The organism is Streptomyces chartreusis (genome assembly GCF_008704715.1).
GTDB lineage: Bacteria > Actinomycetota > Actinomycetes > Streptomycetales > Streptomycetaceae > Streptomyces > Streptomyces chartreusis.
Genome location: NZ_CP023689.1, coordinates 118,592 through 138,981 on the forward strand (window position 1 = coordinate 118,592; position 20,390 = coordinate 138,981).

Annotated in this window: 18 protein-coding genes and 1 pseudogene; 9 read left to right on the forward strand and 10 right to left on the reverse strand. The window is 69.7% G+C overall.

The features are described from left to right. The first annotated feature begins 16 nt into the window (after nucleotides 1–16). Nucleotides 17–1,774 carry a lectin gene (locus CP983_RS00505; protein WP_150498060.1) on the forward strand — a complete coding sequence of 586 codons (1,758 nt, stop codon included), beginning with the start codon at nucleotides 17–19 and terminating at the stop codon, nucleotides 1,772–1,774. A 95-nt stretch (nucleotides 1,775–1,869) separates the two neighbouring features. Here the strand turns inward: CP983_RS00505 and CP983_RS00510 are convergent, their stop codons facing one another. The 3 genes and pseudogenes from CP983_RS00510 to CP983_RS00520 form a co-directional block, all read right to left on the reverse strand. Continuing rightward, complete coding sequence (locus CP983_RS00510; RefSeq protein WP_150498061.1) at nucleotides 1,870–3,378, reverse strand: DUF4246 domain-containing protein; 1,509 nt, start codon at nucleotides 3,376–3,378, stop codon at nucleotides 1,870–1,872. A 155-nt stretch (nucleotides 3,379–3,533) separates the two neighbouring features. Next, nucleotides 3,534–3,950 carry a helix-turn-helix transcriptional regulator gene (locus CP983_RS00515; protein WP_150498062.1) on the reverse strand — a complete coding sequence of 139 codons (417 nt, stop codon included), beginning with the start codon at nucleotides 3,948–3,950 and terminating at the stop codon, nucleotides 3,534–3,536. Nucleotides 3,951–4,605: 655 nt separating this feature from the next. After that, a pseudogene (locus tag CP983_RS00520) lies at nucleotides 4,606–4,830 on the reverse strand (DUF5133 domain-containing protein); the annotation flags it as partial. 281 nt (nucleotides 4,831–5,111) lie between these two features. Between CP983_RS00520 and CP983_RS00525 the strand changes: the two are divergent. Beyond that, on the forward strand, nucleotides 5,112–6,629 hold the full coding sequence (locus tag CP983_RS00525; protein WP_150498064.1) for an MFS transporter: 1,518 nt from the start codon (nucleotides 5,112–5,114) through the stop codon (nucleotides 6,627–6,629). Nucleotides 6,630–6,748: 119 nt separating this feature from the next. On the opposite strand, the gene CP983_RS00530 is transcribed toward CP983_RS00525, so the two are convergent. Then, nucleotides 6,749–7,345 carry an NADPH-dependent F420 reductase gene (locus tag CP983_RS00530; RefSeq protein WP_150498065.1) on the reverse strand — a complete coding sequence of 199 codons (597 nt, stop codon included), beginning with the start codon at nucleotides 7,343–7,345 and terminating at the stop codon, nucleotides 6,749–6,751. A gap of 34 nt (nucleotides 7,346–7,379) precedes the next feature. Then, nucleotides 7,380–8,213 carry an inositol monophosphatase family protein gene (locus tag CP983_RS00535; protein WP_150498066.1) on the reverse strand — a complete coding sequence of 278 codons (834 nt, stop codon included), beginning with the start codon at nucleotides 8,211–8,213 and terminating at the stop codon, nucleotides 7,380–7,382. 138 nt (nucleotides 8,214–8,351) lie between these two features. Between CP983_RS00535 and CP983_RS00540 the strand changes: the two genes are divergently transcribed. Beyond that, complete coding sequence (locus tag CP983_RS00540) at nucleotides 8,352–9,308, forward strand: LysR family transcriptional regulator (RefSeq protein WP_150498067.1); 957 nt, start codon at nucleotides 8,352–8,354, stop codon at nucleotides 9,306–9,308. Nucleotides 9,309–9,560: 252 nt separating this feature from the next. On the opposite strand, the gene CP983_RS00545 is transcribed toward CP983_RS00540, so the two are convergent. Beyond that, on the reverse strand, nucleotides 9,561–10,478 hold the full coding sequence (locus CP983_RS00545) for an SDR family oxidoreductase (RefSeq protein WP_229914589.1): 918 nt from the start codon (nucleotides 10,476–10,478) through the stop codon (nucleotides 9,561–9,563). 349 nt (nucleotides 10,479–10,827) lie between these two features. Between CP983_RS00545 and CP983_RS00550 the strand changes: the two genes are divergently transcribed. From CP983_RS00550 to CP983_RS00560, 3 genes are all read left to right on the forward strand, one after another. Continuing rightward, nucleotides 10,828–11,082, forward strand: a complete 255-nt coding sequence (locus CP983_RS00550; RefSeq protein ID WP_150498069.1) for a hypervirulence associated TUDOR domain-containing protein — start codon at nucleotides 10,828–10,830, stop codon at nucleotides 11,080–11,082. Between the two features lie 11 nt (nucleotides 11,083–11,093). Further along, nucleotides 11,094–11,582 carry an MSMEG_6728 family protein gene (locus tag CP983_RS00555; protein WP_150498070.1) on the forward strand — a complete coding sequence of 163 codons (489 nt, stop codon included), beginning with the start codon at nucleotides 11,094–11,096 and terminating at the stop codon, nucleotides 11,580–11,582. A gap of 68 nt (nucleotides 11,583–11,650) precedes the next feature. Beyond that, nucleotides 11,651–12,547, forward strand: coding sequence for an oxygenase MpaB family protein (locus CP983_RS00560; RefSeq protein ID WP_150498071.1), 897 nt, complete (start codon nucleotides 11,651–11,653; stop codon nucleotides 12,545–12,547). Nucleotides 12,548–12,920: 373 nt separating this feature from the next. Here CP983_RS00560 and CP983_RS00565 read toward each other — a convergent pair whose 3' ends face one another. Then, nucleotides 12,921–13,214 (reverse strand): hypothetical protein, encoded by a 294-nt coding sequence (locus tag CP983_RS00565; protein ID WP_150498072.1) that lies wholly within the window; start codon nucleotides 13,212–13,214, stop codon nucleotides 12,921–12,923. A gap of 280 nt (nucleotides 13,215–13,494) precedes the next feature. Here CP983_RS00565 and CP983_RS00570 point away from each other — a divergent pair, with 280 nt between their 5' ends. Next, a complete protein-coding gene (locus CP983_RS00570) occupies nucleotides 13,495–14,334 on the forward strand; it encodes an MBL fold metallo-hydrolase (protein WP_150498073.1) in 840 nt (279 codons plus the stop codon). A gap of 81 nt (nucleotides 14,335–14,415) precedes the next feature. On the opposite strand, the gene CP983_RS00575 is transcribed toward CP983_RS00570, so the two are convergent. The 3 genes from CP983_RS00575 to CP983_RS00585 form a co-directional block, all read right to left on the reverse strand. After that, on the reverse strand, nucleotides 14,416–15,129 hold the full coding sequence (locus tag CP983_RS00575; RefSeq protein WP_150498074.1) for an LmeA family phospholipid-binding protein: 714 nt from the start codon (nucleotides 15,127–15,129) through the stop codon (nucleotides 14,416–14,418). After that, nucleotides 15,126–17,456, reverse strand: coding sequence for an MMPL family transporter (locus CP983_RS00580; protein ID WP_244364944.1), 2,331 nt, complete (start codon nucleotides 17,454–17,456; stop codon nucleotides 15,126–15,128). The genes CP983_RS00575 and CP983_RS00580 overlap by 4 nt, the downstream gene beginning before the upstream one ends. Before the next feature lie 80 nt (nucleotides 17,457–17,536). Then, nucleotides 17,537–18,061 carry a hypothetical protein gene (locus CP983_RS00585; RefSeq protein WP_150498075.1) on the reverse strand — a complete coding sequence of 175 codons (525 nt, stop codon included), beginning with the start codon at nucleotides 18,059–18,061 and terminating at the stop codon, nucleotides 17,537–17,539. Nucleotides 18,062–18,254: 193 nt separating this feature from the next. Between CP983_RS00585 and CP983_RS00590 the strand changes: the two genes are divergently transcribed. Continuing rightward, a complete protein-coding gene (locus CP983_RS00590; protein WP_150498076.1) occupies nucleotides 18,255–18,941 on the forward strand; it encodes a response regulator transcription factor in 687 nt (228 codons plus the stop codon). Further along, entirely contained in the window at nucleotides 18,938–20,332 is a 1,395-nt protein-coding gene (locus CP983_RS00595; RefSeq protein WP_150498077.1) for a sensor histidine kinase, read from the forward strand. The genes CP983_RS00590 and CP983_RS00595 overlap by 4 nt, the downstream gene beginning before the upstream one ends. The last annotated feature ends 58 nt before the right edge of the window (nucleotides 20,333–20,390 follow it).

A 20,390-nucleotide genomic window follows, 5' to 3' on the forward strand; every position in this document is an offset into this window, starting at 1 on the left:
GAAGGAGGCAACTGCCATGCGTACCCAACTCAAGTCGATCATCGGCCTGTTGGCCGGGGCCGTGCTCTGCCTGGCTCCCCAGGCGGTGGCGCTGCCCAGCACCGCACCGACCGCGCTCACCGCCGCCCGCGAGGCGGCACCGGCCGCCGACCCGGCGTACAAGGTGCTCGTCTTCTCCCGGACGGCGGGCTTCCGCCACTCCTCTATCGATGAGGGCATCACGGCACTGCGTGACCTCGGCGCGGCGAACAACTTCACCGTCGACGCGACCGAGGACCCTCAGACCTTCACCACGGCCAACCTGGCCAAGTACCGGGCCGTCGTCTTCCTTTCGACCACGGGCGACGTCCTCGGCAACACCCAGCAGACGGCCTTCGAGCAGTACCTCGGCTCGGGCGGCGGATACGTCGGCATCCACGCCGCCGCCGACACCGAGTACGACTGGCCCTTCTACGAGGGACTGGCCGGCGCCCTTTTCCAGTCCCACCCCGCCATCCAGCCCGCCACGGTCAAGGTCGAGGACCGGGCGCACGACTCCACCGCGCACCTGGGCCGTACCTGGCAGCGCACCGACGAGTGGTACAACTACCGCACCAACCCCCGCAGCACCGCTCATGTGCTGGCCTCCTTGGACGAGTCCAGCTATTCCGGCGGCACCATGTCCGGTGACCATCCGATCGCCTGGTGCAAGAACTACGCCGGTGGCCGGGCCTTCTACACGGGCGGCGGCCACACGGAGGAGTCCTACGCCGACACCGCCTTCCGTCGGCACCTCCTCGGAGGCGTCCGCTGGGCCGCCGGCCTCACTCAGGCCGACTGCCGTGCGGAGACCGGCTATACGTCGCTGTTCGACGGCACCAGCACGACCGGCTGGAAGCAGGCGGGACCCGGCGGCTTCACCCTGGCCGACGGCACCCTCACCTCCCAGGGCGGACTGGGCATGCTCTGGTACAACGCCCGGGAGTTCACCGGTGACTACTCCCTCAAGCTGGACTGGAAGGCGAGCGGCGACGACAACTCCGGTGTCTTCGTGGGCTTCCCGGCCTCCGACGACCCATGGTCGGCGGTCAACAACGGCTACGAGATCCAGATCGACGCCACCGACTCCGTCGACCGCACCACGGGAGCGGTGTACGGGTTCCAGTCCGCCGACATCGCAGCCCGGGATGCCGCCCTCAATCCGCCGGGCAGCTGGAACACGTACGAGCTCCGGGTCACCGGGGAGCGTCTGGAGATCTTCCTCAACGGCCGGAAGATCAACGACTTCACCAACACCGACCCGGTGCGCAGCCTGAAGCAGGGCCACATCGGCCTTCAGAACCACGGCGACGGGGATGAGGTGGCCTTCCGCAACATCCGGATCAAGCAGACCGGCAGCGAGCCGCCGGGTCCGCGTTCCGGTGAGGTGCGGGGCGTCAACGGCAAGTGTCTGGACGTCGACAACGCGGGCACCGCCGACGGCACCAAGGTCCAGATCTACACCTGCAACACCACCGCCGCGCAACGATGGACGGTCGCCGACGACGGCACGCTCAAGGCGCTCGGCAAGTGCCTCGACGTCTCTGAGGGCGCCAACGCCGACGGCACCAAGATCCAGCTGTGGACCTGCAACAACACCGGCGCCCAGAAGTGGGCGGCCGGGGCCGACGGCACCGTCCGCAACCCCCAGTCAGGCAAATGCCTCGACGCATCCGGCGGCACCTGGAACGACGGGACTCCCGTCCACCTGTGGACCTGCCACACCGGCCCCAACCAGAGGTGGACTCTGCCGTAGCGACCGGCCGTGACCGGCGCTGTTCTCCCGCTCACCTGGTGTGAGCGGGAGAACAGCACTCGGGCCCGGTGGCATTGTGCCGATCAGCGGGCTTCTCAGTGCTCGCAGAGCGAGAACTCCCGCTCGTAGAGCTGCTCGTTGTGTTCGTCGACGAAGAACTTGCGTTCCTGCATGAGTTGCTCGCGGAAGCTCTTGGCCTGTTCAAGCGTCATGGTCGAGGTAGGGGACCAGGGCTGTTGCGGTGGCACGTCGGATGTCGAGACGATCTGTTCCGACGGGTCGACCAGGAAGAACGCGAGAATTTTGCGATACCCCGGGCGGGTGGGGTCGGCCAGGCGGAATGAGCCGACCCGGTGTTGCAGGATGTTCGGGAACGCCAGACAGCGGCCTGCCGGGGTCGACACCGATCCCAGCATTTGGTTCAGGGCGTCTTCGTCCTCCAGGCCGTAGACCTCACGCACACCGTTGTCGTCGCTCTGCTCATAGTCCGGGTCGTCCAGTGCCGCCCTGAAACTCAGCCGGCTTTCGGTGATGTTCTCGCTGTCCCAGTAGTAGATGCCGGTCGAGACGATCCGCTCGTTCAACATCCCCTCCACGTGCCAGGTTCCCCCCTGGTACTCGGGCTTTTCCGGGGTGAGTTGAATGGTCGCGAGTTTGACGATGACCTGGAGCCTGCGGCCGCGCAGGTCGACTCGGGCGGAGGCGTCGGGCGACTCGGGCGGAGTGAAGGCCGGCGCATCCGGGACGACCGGGCTGCGGTTCTCCCACCAGTCGTCCTGCGCCTCTGCCCAAGCACGGACGGCTTCCGCGTACGCCTGCTCATCACCGTAGGACGCTTTGTCGGGATGCTCCGGCTCCGAGTCGTACCACCCGTAGGGATCGGCCTCGATCCTCAGGGGCCGCGGGTGGCGCAGATCGGTGAGCACGTTCTCCAGCAGCGGGCGCAGGCGGGCGAACAGGTCCGGCAGGACGCAGGCCAGGTCGCGATGCTCGTCGGGGTGGACGTTGTTGACGTACGAACGGAAGACGACTTCGCCGTCGTCCGTGACGTCGACGTCAGTGGGCAGCCATTGGAATCTCTCCGAGAATTCGTACCTGGAATAGCGGTCCGTAGGGTTCTGCCAAGCCCGCTCGGGCGCCCCGCTCGCCTCTCGCACCAGGCAGAAGAGTGAGGGATGGACCAGGTCCAGTACCTGGCCGTCGGATCCTGGATGCCAGTCCTGTTCCGCTGCGGGGACCTGCTCCAGAACCCGCACCGCCTCGCGCAGCCGGGATCTGAGCCCGTCGTCGACCAGGGTGTCCGAGTGCCACACCCCGTCGACGGCGGAGACCTCGACCCCGCTGCGTTCGTCTCGCAGTGCGGCGTAATGGGCGAGTTCGGCGAGCACGTACCGGACCTGCGCTTCGCTGAGGCCCTGTTCGACCGCTTCCCGGGTCCATCTGGCGACGATGCCGGCGTCGTTCATCTTGTCGAACCACCCTGGCTTCGCCCGAATGTGGGCGCTGCACTGCATCATCTGAAGTTCCCTCAGCGTTCGGGGGGTCGCGAACGATATGGAACGTGATGCGTGAAAGGGCAGCGGGAAAGCAGGCATGCCAGTCAATTCTCTGGTCCTCGCAGTCGGTGTACGGCAGCGGGAACACTACGTCAGGGGACTGACACCGCTTGTGGCAGATACGTCCGCAGAGCCGTTCACCGGCGCGGGCAGGAGCAGTTCGGGCTCCAGGACGCGGGCGAGAGCCACCCGGGAGCGCACTCCTAGCTGCGGAAGATGTTGCGCAGGTGGTACTCGACAGTGCGGATGCTGATCGACAACTGACGTGCCACTTCACGGTTGGTGGCGCCCAGGGCCACCGTGCGGGCGATGCGCAGTTGCTGCGAGGTGAGCAGCGTCAGCGGGCCCGTCCCGGCTTCGGAGGCGGACACGGCGGTGGGGGCCTCGCCGGCCGCTCTGAGCTCGACGTCCGCCTGCCGGGTTCCTACGTCGGCACCGCATTGGTCGAACCCCATGACGGCACGGCGCAGTTGAGCGCGTGCCTCCACGGGACGGCGTCGGCGCCGCAGCCACATTCCGTACGCGAGGTGGGTCCGGGCGTGTTCGTAGGGACTGTCGACCTTCTCGTGTTGTGCCAGGGCCGCTTTGAAGAGGTCCTCGCTGCGCTCGTGGTCCGCCACCAGGGCTCGGCATCGCAGTACGACTGCCGGGCCCTGCGGATCCGCGCCCAGCGAAGCCCAATGGGCAATATTGCTCGATCAGGTGTTCCACCTCCGCGTCCGCTTCTTCGCCGGCGAGGACTGTGGCCTCTATGTAGCAGGGGACCGCCATCATCCACAGCCCGAAATGGCCCTACCGCGGGCCCGCGTGGACGAGGGGGGCTAGTCGCGCGGCGGCGTGTTCTGGGTTGCCGTGGCCAAGGTCCGCGCGGGCCCGGGCCCACTCTGCGAGCGTTCTCGTCTGGCTGAGTCCGTGAGCGTGGGCGATGTGCAGAGCCGACTCGGCGTGCATGGTGACCACGGCCCGGTCGCCCGCGATCGAAGCGGTCAGCGCAAGGACCGCGGACATGCCGGCCTTCACATTGCGTTGCGATCGCACCTTCCGAAGTTTTCCGTGACAGCAGTCCCGGCTGCCGCAACCAGAGCCTGCGCGACGGTGGCCGCATGGCCGTTGGACGATGGCGACCCCGGCCTGTGCAGGGGGCGGGCGCCGGACCCGCGCCACGTTATCGCGAGCGGTCACGCCCTATCACGCGCCGGTCGACTCCAGCCGCGAGGTGTCCGACGCGGCCTCGACAGGCCCTCCCGAACGCGGCACGTCGACGACTGTCAGGACCTCCCGCGAAACGGCCGCGCGGTCGGCGCAGTAGCGCTGCAACAGCGCATCTGCCGCGACCAGAGCCTCCTCGATGCTACGGGAGGAGGTCATCACACAGAGCGTGTACGTGGCGTCCTCCAGAACGCGGCTCGTACCACCAGTTGGGCGCACGTCGTGATCGATGCGCGCGGAAGCGAACCGGGCCAGCGCAGCGCGCAGCTCTCTCTCAGCCGGAAGGATCATGAGATTCCTCTTTCCCGAAGCGCAGCTCGTACCCCGGCGGGTGCGACCGCGAGGAACAGGCTGCAAGCAGAATTCCCACGCCGCTGCTGACTGCCGAACAACGACGAGCAGACCTCCAAGTGCCCCAAGTCGCCTGGTCTACGCCTGTGCTCGACTGTGATCACCGGTACGTGTCGAAGAGGCGAACGTCGGATACGTGGCATCACCCATTTGCAGACCGTCGGTGTGCACGCGCCGCAGTCGGGGAACAGGTTCGGCCGGGCCGTGCGAGAGGACTACACGTGACAGCGGCGGCGTCAGCGGCGGGCGACCAAGGCCCCGATGGCCGGGAGGACGAGTACCAGCCGGATCCGCGCCGGTGGCGGGCGCTCTGGGTCACTCTGGTGGCGGGCTTCATGAGCCTGCTGGACGTCACGATCGTGGCGGTCGCGCTGCCCACCGTCCAGCACAACCTGCACGCCTCCCCCGCCCAGGTGCAGTGGATCGTGTCCGGCTACACCCTCACCTTCGCCCTCGCACTCGTCACCGCCGGACGGCTGGGCGACGCCCTGGACCGACGCCGCATCTTCCTGATGGCACTGTGCGGTTTCGTCGTCTTCAGCGCCGCCTGTGGTGCCGCTCCCAACATCACCCTGCTGGTCGTGGCCCGCCTCGCCCAGGGACTGGCGGCCGGCTTCATGGCGCCTCAGAACTCGGCGTTCATCCAGCAGTTGTTCCGCGGGGCCGAACGCGGGCGTGCCTTCGGCTACTTCGGCGCGACGGTGGGCATCTCCTCCGCGTCCGGCCCTCTCCTCGGCGGCACGATCCTCGCCCTGGCCGACGGTCAGCAAGGGTGGCGTTGGATCTTCTACGTCAACGTCCCCATCGGCATCTTCGCCGTCCTGCTCGGACGCCGACTGCTGCCCCGGAGCCGGCCGTCCGGAAGGAGGCACGTGGACGTACCCGGCGTGCTGCTTCTCGGACTCGGCGTTCTCGCCCTCATGTATCCGCTGGTCCAGGCGGAGGCCGGCGGGTTGACTCGCCTGTGGTGGATGTTCCCCGTCGGCGCCTCGATCCTCACCGTCTTCGTCCGCTGGCAGTATCGTCTCGTCGCCAGGGGGACCAGACCGTTGCTGGACCCGCGGCTGTTCACCACGGTGCGCGGCTACGCCGTAGGAGCCGGCGTCGGCACGCTGTATTTCATCGGCTTCAGCGGCGTATGGCTCGTCTTCGCCCTCTTCTACCAGAACGGCCTGGCCTTCTCCCCCTTGCGGTCCGGCCTCGCCGTCACTCCGTTCGCCCTCGGCTCGGCGGGCGCCGCCGTGGTCGCAGGCCGACTGGTGGAGCGGTACGGACGCCTGCTCACAGTCTGCGGCCTCGCCGGGGTGATCTGTGGTCTGGGCGGAGCCGCGCTGCTCCTGCGCTTCGCGCCCCTGGGTATCGCTCCGTGGATCGCCGCTCCTGTCCTGTTCCTCGGCGGCATCGGAGGAGGCTTCGTGGTCTCCCCGAACATCACCATGACCCTCCGGGACGTACCCGTGGACATGGCCGGCGCGGCGGGGGGCGCCCTGCAGACGGGACAGCGGCTCGGCGCCGCGGTGGGCACCGCTGCCCTGCCCGGCCTCTTCTACATGGTCCTCGGCAACGGCGACGACTATCAAGGCGCCCTCGTCATCGCACTGGGCACCGCCATCGCCGGGATGGTGACGTCCCTGGCCCTGGCTGTCTTCGACTGGCGACGCGACCGGCGCCTACGCGGGATGCACGGGAAGTGCACGCAGGAGGTCGCCAACAGTCCGATGCACTCCCGGCAGAGCTGACTCCCGGAGCGGGGGCGAAGTCGTGCGCGTGGGCCGCGCAACACCTTCTCTCCGCCAGAGCGAAACCGGGAGGATCTTGTTCACCCGGCCGCGCTTCAGGTTCGCCGGTTCCCGCCGGCTCAGCTGACGACCGAGATCGCGAACGGCGCGAATCCGCGAGCCCGGATGACGTGGGGCACGAACAGGACGGCCGCCTCGGTGGCGCGTGCGGTCTCCACCCCGCCGAGGTCCGTGATCCACTCCTCGCGCCAACCGAGGTCGACGAGCAGCCCTCGAACGATCGCCTTGGCCGCCCGGTCCTCCCCGGAGAGGAAGACGGTGGCCGGCTGGGACAGCGTGGCGGGCGCGGTCATCACCGAGTAGAGCATCGTGTTCAGGGTCTTCACGACGAGCGTGTCGGGCAACGCGCGCTGGAGCTGTTCCGCGAGGCTCGAGCCCTGGTGGAGGAGGTCGACGGGCAACCCGTCCGGTCCGTCGACGGTGGCGTTGGAGACATCGACGAGGATCTTGCCCCGGAGCTCTTCGCGCAGTGCGACGAGCCGCTCCAAAGAGCCCTCGCCCGGGGTGGCGTTGATGATGACGCTCGCCGACCGCGCGGCATCGGCGGCAGCGCCCGGTGAACGGTCCGCCACGGTCACGTCGTGCCCGGCGCGGTTGAGGGCTGCCGCGAGGCCGCCGCCGACTCGGCCGTTGCCCAGAATGCTGATCTTGGTCATGGTGATCCTGTCCTTCATGTGCTGGTGGTGAGGGTCAACGGGAGAGCGTGGCCACGGCCTCGGCGTGGACGCCGGGCGCGGCAGCCAGGAAGCTCCCGCTCTGCGGGGTCCAGTGGCGGCCCTCGGCATCGGAGACGCGCCCTCCCGCCTCCGCGACCAGCAGCGCCCCGGGGAGCAGGTCCGCGCGTGCCCCGGCGAACTGCCAGACGGCGTCGATCCGGCCGGCCGCCAGGTTCAGCAGGTGCAGGGTGGCGGGCACGGAAGTCCGTACCACGAGGGCGTCGAAGAGCATCGCGGTGATCGATGAGCCGACCCGGCGCACCACTTCCTCGGCCTCGTCCGGCCTGGCCTGGCTCGTGGCCACGATGCTCAGGCCGAGGTCCGTGGTGGGGGCCACGCGCAGGGGCCGGCCGTCGAGGTGGGCGCCCCCGCCGGCGAGCGCGGTGTAGGTCTCGCCGGTCAGTGGCAGGTGGACCGCGGTGAGCACGGGCTGGTTGTCCCGTACGAGCGTCGCGGTCACCGCCCAGTCCGGCAGGGCGTGCAGGTGGTTGACGTTCCCTTCGGCCGGGTCCACGACCCACCATTCCCCGGGAGGCAGGGCGCCGCCCTCGAGTTCCTCCTCCACCCAGCGGGCGTTCGGGCGCAGCTCCGTGAGGTGAGGACGGAGGATGCCGAGAGCCACGTCGTCATTGGCCGCTAGCGCACGCATCAGCTCCTCGCGCGTCTCGTAGCGGACCACGTCGCCGTAGCGCTCGATCAGCGCGGAGCCCGCCGCGCGTACGGCGGCCGCGGTCGGCTCGAGCAGTTGGGCGTCGTGGGCCGAGGCCGTGAATGCCGAAGTACCGGCTTCCTGAAGCGATTTGGGCATGGCAGTGCTCCTGTCCGAACAGGGGTGACGTTGTCTGCGGAGGTGGCGGGATCCGAGGTGTTCCGCGCCCGCATCTCGAAGGTAGGAGGGCACGTCATTAACTGCAAGTGCATGTAAAGCACGGCTAGGATGACTCCCATGCAATTGGATCTGAACCTGCTCACCGCGCTGGACGCCCTCCTGGAGGAAGGCAGCGTGGCCGGGGCAGCCGAGCGACTGCATGTCACCGCCCCCGCGATGAGCCGGAGCCTCGGCCGGATCCGGCGTGCCACGGGTGATCAGATCCTGGTGCGCACGGGACGCACGATGACTCCGACGCCGTACGCGATCGCTGTCCGGGAGCAGGTGCACGACCTGGTTCAGCAGGCACGCGGCGTGCTGGCACCTAACCGTGAAATCGACCTCGCGACGCTGGAACGCACCTTCACCCTCCGCTGGCACGATGCGCTGGTCGCGCTCAGCGGCCCTGCGCTGCTCGCCGCCGTGCGCCGACAGGCACCAGGCGTGCGACTGCGCTTCATCGCGGAATCGAGCATCGACACACCTGAGTTGCGCCGCGGCGAGGTCGACCTGGCCGCGGACGCCGATCCGCCCACCGCACCCGAGATCCACGCCGACCGGGTGGCCGATACCCGGCACGTCGTCGTCGTGCGGTGCGACCACCCGCTGACCCGCGACAGGACGCTCACCGCCGCGCGGTATGCCGCCGCCGACCACATCACCGTCTCGCGGCGGGGCCGTCTCGGCAACGTCCTCGACGCCGAACTCGCGCGGCTCGGCCTCACGCGACACGTGGTGGCGAGCGCGCCCACCGAAGCGGCAGCCCTCGCGTTCGTGCGCGACTCCGACCTCCTGGTCACCGCGCCGGAGTCCACTACGCGTTCACCGGCCACTCGGCTCGAACTCGCCCTGCTCCCCCTGCCGTTCGACCTGCCGCCGGCCCCGGTGTACCTGTCCTGGCATCAGCGCTACGACACCGACCCCGCCCACATCTGGCTGCGCGATCTCGCACGCACGGCACTCGCCGACGCGGCGGACGGGCGGGACGGAGCGACGGACGCGAGGGAGGTCGGCACGGTGAGGTCGATGATGTAGAGGGCGATGGCGCTGACGCTGTCTATCCCCGTGCGCTCGGGCTGACCGTCCGGGGTGCCGACGCCCTCGCGTACGGGCAGTCCGCGACCCGCCTTGCTGAGCACCTACGAGTCGGATCAGCCAGACCACGGCGATCGCATCGCGGCGGGAGCCGGCCGGGCGACGGGCCAGGTTGAGTGCGTGATGGGTGCCCACGAAGGCTCGCCCTGGTTGCCATGCCTTGCAGGCCGGACTCAGCGCATGAGGTTCGGGTCACTGCGGAGGATGGGAACGCTGGGCGTCGGTGGTGTAGGCGTCCCAGTCGGCGCGCCCTCCCGCGCCCATCACTCCGAGGTCTACGGCGAGTTCGTCGGAGGTCATTCGGCGCAGCTCTCGGCGGGCCACGCGGGTGACCACGATGGGGAACAAGGGACGCAGGGGCTGGCACCAACGTAGCCAGGGCGGAGCGTAGATGTGGAGGGCTCGGTGGGTGATGCCGACGGTGAGCCATTCGGCCACCTGGTCGGGGCTGTGCACGCGGCGGGCGAACCACGGCTGGTGGGCCCGCAGGGCACGCAGTACCGGGTGCTCGTCCATTCCGCTGATCATGTCGGTGCCCGTCCAGTGGACGTAGGCGATGCCGACGGCGACACCGTCGGGCTCGACCTCACCGCGCAGGGCACGTGCGAAGGATTCCGCACCGGCTTTGGAGGCGCAGTATGCGCTCATCATGGGTGCCGAGCCGAAGGCGGCGGTCGAGGCGATCTGCAAGTAGTAGCCGCGCGTGCGGGACAGCTGAGGCAGGAAGGCGCGGGCGGTGTTGGCCACGCCGATCAGGTTGACGTCGATCACGCGCCGCCAGAGATCGCCATCCGTGTGACGGAACGGGCCGCCTGCCGCCACTCCGGCGTTTGCCACGACGACGGCCGCGTCTCCCAGCCGGCCCGCGACCTGCTCTGCCGCGCGGTCGAGTGCGTCCTGGTCGGTGACGTCAGCCTCGATACAGAGAGTCGAGTTGGGAAGTGAGGCTGCCGCGTCTTGAAGGGACTGCGCCTCGCGGCCGAGCAGGGCGACGCGCATGCCTGCCCCGGACAACCGCCGCGCGAGGGCCTCGCCGATGCCACGGGCGGCCCCGGTGACGACAGCGACCCGCCCCCGTAGTGGCGAGTCGTGGACAGCGTCCTTGTGCATACGGTTCATGCTCTCCACTACTGCGACGTGTCGGCGCATTCTGCGTGTGCCCTCCTGGCACGAGTCCGTCCGGGCTCCTTCGGTCGAAGGCTCACCACCTATTCGCCTGGCGAGCTGCAGACGGATGCATGCGTCGACCGTCTGCCGGCCAGGGGCGCCTCGTGGCCGGCCACACTCCGCCGACACAGCGGAGCTGAGCCGCATCCGAACAACACCTCCGCAAGGAAGTGACTGACAAGACGTCCGCCCGAGTGGGCGGCCTGGAACGCCGCCGTTCGGGCATGGCCGACCACGCGGCGTCCACGCGCAAGTGCCGAAACCACCGGCGCCGAGGACGGGAGCGATCACCATGGCGAAGCAGACGAAGAAGGCAAGGGAGACGAGCGGCCGGGGCAAGGACCGCCGTCTCACCCAGGGTGACGAGGTCGCCTGGAACAGTCACGGCAGCACCACGGAAGGCACGGTCGAGCGGAAGATCACCCGCCGTACCGAGGCCGCAGGTCGTACCGTCGACGCCTCGCCCGAGGACCCGCAGTACGAGGTGCGCAGCGACCGCTCCGGTAGGTCCGCGATCCACAAGCCTTCCGCGCTGCGCAAGAAGTGAGCGGGTGACCGATGCAGACGTTCCTGCCCCACCCCGACTTCCGGCAGACCGCCCTGCTCCTCGACCGGCGCCGACTGGGCAAGCAGCGGGTCGAGGCACTTCAGGTCCTGCGCGGACTGACCGTTCCCGGCTACGGGTGGCGCCGGCACCCGGCGGTACGGATGTGGACGGGGTACGAGGAGGCACTCGTGCGCTACGGCCTGGAGATCTGCCGAGTCTGGCGGGAGCAGGGACACCAGGACAGTTGCGCCGCCTCCCTGGTCGCAGACTTCGCCGCGCACGAGCCGGGCACCGCGGTGCGCGAGCAGCAGGAGTTGGCAGCCGCCGGCGAGCTGCCGCCCTGGCTCGGCGAGGAACCCTTCCACGAGAGCCACCGCTCGGCGCTCGTCCGCAAGGACCACGACGTCTACGCCCCTCTGTTCCCCGGCGTCCCCGACGACCTGCCTTACGTGTGGCCGGCCTCCGACCGCGAAGCACACCGCACGCCCACCGGCACCTGAACGTGCCGGCATGCCCGGAACCCGGCGGACATCGCGCACACTGGGCAACAGCAGAGGGGAGGGCGACCATGCTCACCGCAGTGCGTGACCAGCTGGGCCAGGCCCTGTTCCACCGGGTCGCGGGCCCCGACGGGCCTGCGACACGGGCCCGCATCCACCACACCCCCGGCCCACGCTGGTTCGGACCCGACCGCCCGATCCGCACCGTCCACGGCGACGCCTCCATGTTCATCGGCGGGCTGAGCGCACTGCTGCTGCAGTCCCTGCATCCGCTCGCCATGGCCGCGGTGGCGGGCCACTCCGGCTACCGCGGGGATCCCTGGGGCCGCCTGCAACGCACCAGCACCTACCTGGCCGTGACCACGTTCGGCACCGCCGAGGACGCTCAGCACGCGGTCGACCGCGTCAGGGCCATCCACGAACGGATCCGCGGGACAACCACCGACGGCATCCCCTACCACGCGGCGGATCCGCAGTTGCTCGCCTGGGTCCACGCCGCCGAGACGGACAGCTTCCTGCGCGCCCACGAACGCTACGGGGCTCACCCCCTGGATGCTGCCGGCTACGACGCGTACGTCGCCGACACCGCACGCGTCGCCGATGCGCTGGGGGTGATCGACCCACCGCGAGACCGGCGCGAGCTGACCGAACGCCTCGACGCCTACCGGCCTGAACTACGGGCCACCTCCGAGGCCCGCGCCGCCGCTCGCTTCCTGCTGTTCCAGCCGCCTCTGCCGCTGGCGGTACGGCCGTTCTACGGCGCCCTGGCCGCGAACGCCGTAGCTCTGCTCCCGCCCTGGGCGCGCGGCATGCTCTGGCTGCCCCGCGTCCCCCTCGTCGAGGACATCGCCGTACGCCCCACCGGCCAGGCACTGACCCGGACCATCCGCTGGGCCATGACGCGACCACACCCAGTCCCACCCGACGTGAACGCCGAGGCCCCGGGCCCGAACGACGACCGGTAGTCCCCCGAGCAGGCTGACCTTGTCCGGTGGGCTGCTTCGCGGCCACGGGCTGTTCGCCGCCAGTCATCCAGCGCGGGGTCGAACACGTCCGGCGGGATGTGGAGTTCGTTGGCTCGTGGGCGCCGAACCGAAGGATGAGGGCGGTCAGGTAGGGCGAAAACCGGGCCAGATCCTAAAGCTCGGGAAAGCGTTCCGCGAGTGCGCCGCCATTGAGGCCCAGATTGGCCCTCAATCCATGTGAAGCCCTTGGATGGAACTGTGGTTTGCGAATTTCCGTCGGTTGGGCCCGGCCTGCGCAGATGCGGGATCAGAGCGAGTTTTCCCGTACCAGCGCCGACTGGGCCCAGAACCGACAGTGACTTTCCGGCAGGCTTTAGAAGGCGCTGTTGTTGCAGCCCATGGTCGAGCCCAGGTGCGTCTTCTGCGCACCAGCGTCGCCTTCGCCGTTGAGCGCGCTGCCCAGCAGGCCGTTGAGCAGGCCGACCTGGCCGAGGATGTCGAGGTTCAGGTCGTGGGACTTGCAGTTGCTGCTCTGCAGCACGCTGTAGCTGTTTCCGCCCTTGTCGCCGTGGCCGTCGAGGCCCTGGGCGGTGGCCGTGCCGGCGCTCAGGAGTCCGACGCTGCCGAGGGCGACGACCATGAGGGCAGCCTTGCGAAGCTTGTGCATGTCATCTCCGATGAGAACGAGGCGATCTCTGAGAGATCGGCTTCATACGATCACGAGGATTAAAATAGGAATCCTCGAATATCTCTCAGTGACACACCGAAGGTGCCGCTCTCGGGCAGGCGCTATCAGGCGAACGGCCGGATTTGGTTCCTGCGGAAACTACCTTCCGGCGTTGCCTCTGAATCTCCCCCGAATCAGCCTCGCGGACGGTGCCGAACCACCACCCACGTGCCACGTGCTGTACCGCGGGAAAGGTCGTGGCGAGAAGGGACGCACTCGCATGACGCCATTGACCTACAGCACGCTCGTGCAAGACGGCATCCAGCGGGCCGGCGACCAGCGTTTGCCCAGCGGTGACCCGCTGGTCTCCTCTCCCCTGACCAGCACCCTGATCATGGGGGACGCCACGGCGGTCCTGGTGGACCCACCCCTGACCCAGGAGCAGACACGCAAGGTCGGGGACTGGATCGAGCATTCCGGTAAGCGGCTGGCGCACATCTACATCACACACGGCCACGGCGACCACTGGTTCGGCACCGGCGAGCTGCTGCGGCGCTTCCCCACCGCTCAGGCCTGGGCGTCGCCCGACGCGATCGCGATGATGCACTACCAGGCCACGACCGGCCGCGCCTTGCGATGGGACAAGGACTTTCCCGGCCTCCTCGGTGACACCCCTGTCGTAGCCCGTCCCGTACCCGAGGAGGGTCTGCTCCTGGAGGGCCACGTACTGAAACCCGTGCCCACCGACCACACCGACACCGACCACACCAGCGTGCTGCACGTTCCCGACCTGGGCCTCGTGGTGGCCGGAGACGCCGTCTACAACAACGTCCACCTCTACCTCTCGGAGGGCGCCAACGGTGGCTTCACCGCCTGGCTGCGAGCACTGGACACCGTCGAGGACCTGCGCCCGGTCGCGGTGGTCGCGGGCCATCAGGACCGCAGACGACCCGACACGCCGGACACCATCACGCAGACCCGTGCCTACCTCAACGACGTCGAGCACCTCCTCGCCCAGCGCCCGCCTCCGACGGCCTTCTACGAGGAGATGCTCGCCCGCCATCCGGACCGACTCAACCCGTCGCCGTTGTGGTACGGCGCGCAGACCCTTCTCGGATGAATCGGGACATGGCCCCAGATCGGTTGATCACCGCCGCGAACTGTCGCCCAAAAGCCCACAGCCCATCCAACTCGACCAGCATCACGCTCTCACCTTTCCCGTCAGCCGGGTCGGCCCCGCGTCCAGGCCGACGGCAAGTCCCGTGGCAGTGACATCGAGTGTGGTGGCCTTCAGTCCCAGGGGGTAGTCCACACCGTTCCGGCTTGTCAGCCTGTCCTGGATCCGGTCCACCAGCCGGGGTGGCGCAGGGCTGCCCAGTATCTCGACGTCGGCCAGGCGCAGGGCGACCCGTCCGTCCTGGAGACGGGGCTGGAGGGTGGCCTGCCCGAGCCCGCCCTGGCCGAGGTCGAGGGTCACCGTGTCGGCCTGATCGTCCAGACGTACGGCGGTGACGGGGAGCCCGCCGTCGGACGTGCCGGCCATGCGTTGCAGCGAGGCGGCGGGCACCGTGACGTCGGCGTGGGTGCGGGCGACCGTGCCGGCACGGTCGGCGGTCAGCCGTAGGTCCTCCAGACGGGCATGGACGGAGACGCCGCTGATCCGGCCGAGGGCGGCGTGATCGTTGCTGATGGTCACGGCGTCGATGTGCCGGTCGAACAGAGCGAGCAACGCCGGACCGCCCTCGATGTCGACGGTGGTTCCCTTGCCGAGGGCTCTGTCGGCGACAGCGGTCATACGGCTGTGCAGCAAGGTTCGGGCAACGAGTTCCGTGGTGGTGGCGATGAGCAGGACCACCGCGAGGGCGGTGGAGGAAAGCGCAGCGGCGCGGTGCCGCCTGAACACGGAGCGGATCATCGGCTGTCCCCCGAAGCGGCCTGGGCAGGGAACACCGCGTCCACATCCACGTGCGGCGGCAGGGGGGCGGTCGGCGTCGGGCCTTCGGGATCCAGGTGCGGCAGGAGCCTGTCCAACCACCGAGGCAGCCACCAGTTGGCGCGGCCGAGCAGGTACATGGTGGAGGGGACCAGGATGAGTCTGACGACGGTGGCGTCGATGACGACGCTGACTCCCAGACCGAGGGCGAGCATCTTGATGACCACGTTGCTGGAGAGCAGGAACGCCAGGAAGACGCTGGTCATGATGAGAGCGGCGCAGGTGATGACACGGGCGGTGCCGGCCAGGCCGGTGGCCACGCTGAGGTGGTTGTCCTTCGTGTGGAGCCACGCCTCGCGGATCCGTGAGAGCAGGAAGACCTCGTAGTCCATGGACAGCCCGAAGACGATCGCGAACATCATCATCGGCACGTACGACTCCACCGGTACGGGTTCGTCGACGCCGAACAGGCTGCTTCCCCAGCCCCATTGGAAGACCGCGACGACTACGCCGTACGCAGCGGCGATGGACAGCAGATTGAGCAGGGCCGCCTTGAGGGCGACGAGGAGGCTGCGGAAGACGGTGAGCAGGAGCAGGAAGGACGCCGCGCCGACCACCGTGACGATGACCGGCAGGCGGTCCACGACCACGTCCCGGAAGGCGAGTTGGGCGGCCGTGACGCCGGTGACATAGCCCTGCGCGCCCGAGTCGGAGAGTACGTCGGGGAGCGTCTCGTTCTCCAGACGGTGCATGAGGTCCGAGGTGGCTTCCTCCTGTGGCCCGGTGTCGGGTGTCACGGTGGCGATGAGGAGGGCGCCGTCTTTGCTGGTGACGGGCGTGGTGACGTGGGCGATCCCGGGAGTCGCCGCCAGGGCGTCGTGCAGCGGTCCGGAGAGTGCGACGGGGTCGGTGTGGGTGTCGGCCAGGTTCGCCACGATCGTGAACTGACCGTTGGTGCCGGGTCCGAAGCCGTCGGCGATCAGGTCGTAGGCGCGGCGGTCGGTGTAGTCCGTGGGGTTGGCGCCGCTGTCGACGTGGCCCAGGCGCATGGCGGCGGCGGGGATGGCGAGCACCGCCAGGACCAGGGTGCCGACGGCGAGGAAGAGCCAAGGCCGGCGGCCCACCGTGGCGGCCCAGCGGTGCCAGGTGTCGGCCGTGCCGTTGGGCTCGTCGGCCGGGGGCCGCACCCGCCAGCGGTCGATGCGGCGGCCGATGACGCCCAGGAGGGCCGGGGCCAGGGTGAGGGCGGCAGCGGCGGCGACCAGGACGGTCAGGCCCGCGGCGACGCCGAGTGTGCCGATGAACGTCACGCCGGATGCGTACAGCCCGCCCAGGGCGAGCGCGACCGTGGCCGCCGCGACGATCACCGCGCGGCCGCTGGTGGCCATCGCCCGCCCAGCGGCTTCGGCGGGGTCGTCGACGTCGCGCAGCAGTCGGCGGTGACGGGTGATCAGGAAGAGCGCGTAGTCGATGCCGACGCCCAGGCCCATCATCGTGGCCAGTGTCGGGGCCGCGTTGCCGAAGGTGAAGGTGGCGGCCAGGAGTCCGAGCAGCGCCATGCCCGACAGAAGTCCGACGACGGCCGTCAGCAGCGGCAGCCCGGCGGCGGCAAGGCTGCCGAACCCGGCCAGCAGCACGACGACGGCGGTGGCGAGCCCGATCACCTCGGACAGCCGGTCCTCGGCCTTCGGGCGGGCCAACTGGCCCAGTGGGCCGCCGTATTCGACGTCCACACCGTCGGCTCGCAGGCCATGCACGGCGTCGTCGACACCGTCCAGGTAGGAGGTCTCGAAGCGGGCCGGGTTCTCGATGAAGCGGACCGTCACGATGCCGGTGGTGCCGTCGGCGGAGACCGCGCCGGGTGTGTTCAGCGGATCGGCCACCGAGACCACCTCGGGCAGCTCCTTCAGCTCGGCCACCGCGGTGCCGACGGCGTCCCGGTGCGCGTCGAGGGAACCGGTGTCCGCGTGCAGCACGATCTGGGAGGCCGTGCCGCGCACTTGGTCGGATCCGTGGGCGTCGAGCAGGTCGGCCCCGGTCTGTACGGCGGTTCCGGGAAGGGCGAAGTCGTCGTCGTAGGTGCCGCCCCAGGCTCGGTCGGCGCCGAGGGCCGTCAGCAGGACCAGCAGCCAGGCGGTGATCACCCACCATGGCCGTCGGGCGCACCAGCGGCCGAGCCGGTGCAGTCGGCCGACACCTGCGGGTGCTTCGCGGTGGTGGGGTTCCGGGGATGTTTGCGGTGCGTCGGTCATGCCGTCGTTCCTGGTCGGGCCCACGTCGGACAGGGCGGTGCGGTGAGCGGGACTCATGCGAGGTCGTTCCTGGGCGGGCCCTCGTCGAGCAGGGCGAGGTCGGTGATGCGGTGAGCGGGAGTCATGCGTGGTGGCACTCAGTCCTGCCGCCAGAAGTCGGCGCGCCGCTCCGCCCAACGCTGCACCTGGCGGCCGTACTCGCCGGAGAGCGCCTTGTCGCGGATCTCCGTCCGCTGCTCGGTCCGCTCCTCCCCGCTGAGCCCCCGCAGCTCCTCGATGTCGTCCTGGAGCTGTCCGGGCAGCGCCCGGAAACGCCGCTGTGCCGCCTCGGCCCGCAGCTCCACCCGGGTGCCGTAGCGGCCGTCCAGTGCGTCCTGCCAGATCTTCGCCGCCGCCTCCTGTCGTGGCGCGGGCTCAAGGGTGCGCAGATCGGCGCGGAGTGCCTCGGGCAGGCGGCCGGGCGCTCGGAGATCCTCGGACAAGCGACCGGGCAAGGGCCGCGGATCGTCGGCGACGAGTCGGTCGCCGGCGACGAGGCCGATGGTGTCGGCGTCCGCCAGGCCGACTGCCGAGGCGGTCGGTGCCGTCGAGGGTCCGGACGACGATGTCGTCCACACGAGTCCGGTGACGGCGGCGGCCGTGACGGCCATTGCCGCGGTCACGGCCCGACCGGACACAGCTCTGCGTATGCGGTTCACAAGGTCCTCCCCTTGCTCGATCTCGGGCCTCAGCCTCGCCACCGCATGCGAGCCGGAGGTTCGGCGAATGTTCGGGGCGTGTAAGGGCTGGTGGTGAGGGCGCTCGCGTGGGCCGGAGCTGGCTAGCATCGGGGACTGAGCTGCGAGAAGAGGGCACATGGCGGAGAGCAAGGGGCTCGTTCTGGTCGTGGAGGACGAGCGGAACATCGCCGACCTCCAGCGCCGGTATCTGAGTCGCGAGGGTTTCGGTGTGCATGTCGAGACCACCGGTGACGCCGCCCTGGCCGCCGTCCGCCGCATGCGCCCGGCCGCGATCGTGCTGGACATCGCGCTGCCCGGTATGGACGGCATGGAGGTCTGCCGTCGGTTGCGCGAGGAGGGCGACTGGACTCCCGTGCTGTTCGTGACCGCGCGGGACGAGGTGACCGACCGTGTTCTGGGGCTGGAGTTGGGCGGCGACGACTATCTGACGAAGCCGTTCTCGCCGCAGGAGCTGGTCGCCCGGGTCAAGAGCCTGCTGCGACGCGCCGCCGGCCCGCGGCACGACCCGGTGCGCAGGATCGGACGCCTGGCGCTCGACACCGGCCGCCGTACCCTGCACGTCGACGACCGGGAAGTGGAGCTGACGACCACGGAGTTCAACCTGCTCGCCTTCCTGATGCACCATCCCGGCCAGGTGTTCACGCGCGAGCAACTGCTCGGCCAGGTCTGGGGGTACGCCGGCTACCGCGACACGCGCGTGATGGACGTGTACGTCTCCCAGCTGCGCGCCAAGCTCGGCGACGCCAGCCCTCTGCGCACGGTCCGCGGGGTCGGTTACAGCGTCGCCGACGCCGGCCGATGAGCACCGTGGACGGCCGTGGCTCGCTGACCAGGAGCATCGTCCTGCTCACCAGCGCCGTGGCCGCGGTCGCCGTACTGCTGACCGGACTGTTCGCCTGGCGGACGATCCGCACCAACGCGGAGGCACAGGAACGCGACCAGCTCTCCCGGCAGGCGGAAGTACTCGCCCGCACTCCTCCCCTGGCCTCCTGGATGCTCGACCGGCAGCAGCGCATCGCGGGCCCCGAAGACATCAAGCTCGCCATCGTCCGGCCCTCCGGCGAGATCGACGGTCCGGCGGCCGTCGCCGTCGACGCCGCGAGCCGTGAAGCGCTGCTCACCGGGGACAGCGTGTCCACGACCGCTCGCCTCGACGGCGACGACGTACTGCTGGAGGGAGCGCCGACGCTTGTCGGCGGCGGACTCGTGCTCACCCAGCCGATGGGGGCTGTCGATCAGGCCACGAACCGCATGCGCGGCAGCCTCGTCCTGCCCCTGATCCTGGGCCTGACCGGCGCCGCCCTCGCCGGTGCTCTGCTGGCCCGGCGCCTGGCGCGCCCGCTCGTCACGGCCGCAAGAACCGCGCACCTGCTGTCCGAGGGCGCCCGCGGAGTGACGGTTCCCGCAGAAGGTCCTGCGGAGGTGGCGGAACTGGCCGGTGCGCTCAACACCCTCGACACAGCGCTGACCCATAGCGAGAACCGTCAACGCGACTTCCTGCTCTCCGTCTCCCACGAGATCCGCACCCCGTTGACGACGGCACGCGGATACGCCGAGGCCCTTGCGGACGAAGTGATCACCGGCGAGGAGGTGCCCGAGGCCGGCCGCATCCTGCGCACCGAGATCGAGCGCCTCGAACACTTCGTCGGCGATCTGCTCGCTCTGGCGCGACTGGAGGCGGACGACTTCCGCCTCGACATCGTCGACGTCGACCTCGACGCTCTGGTGGCGGAGACCGCGACCGCCTGGTCGGCCCGCTGCGCCCGGCACGAGGTCGACTTCCGCGTCGAGCGCCCGGAACGCCCTGTGCTGATCACCACCGACGGCTTTCGCGTACGTCAACTCCTCGACGGCCTCGCTGAGAACGCCTTGCGCGTCACGCCGGCCGGACAACCCGTCGTCCTCGCCCTGCGAGCAGACGGTCCCGGAGCCCTGCTGGAGGTCCGTGACGGCGGCCCCGGACTCACTGACGACGACATCGAGGTCGCCTTCGTACGCGGCGCCCTCACGGACCGCTACCGAGGCGTCCGCCCCGTCGGCAGCGGCCTCGGGCTGGCCATCGCCCACCGCTTGGCCGGCCGGCTCGGTGGCACCATCACAGCGCGGGGAGGCGCGCCCGAGGGCGGCGCCTGGTTCACCGTCCGGCTGCCGCCGTACCCCGGCGCTCCTTACACGCCCCTAACAGACTCCTGACGGAGCCGTTGCCGCGCCCAGTCAAGCTCCTGCCCCAAAGCCGTGCGGAGGAGGAGCA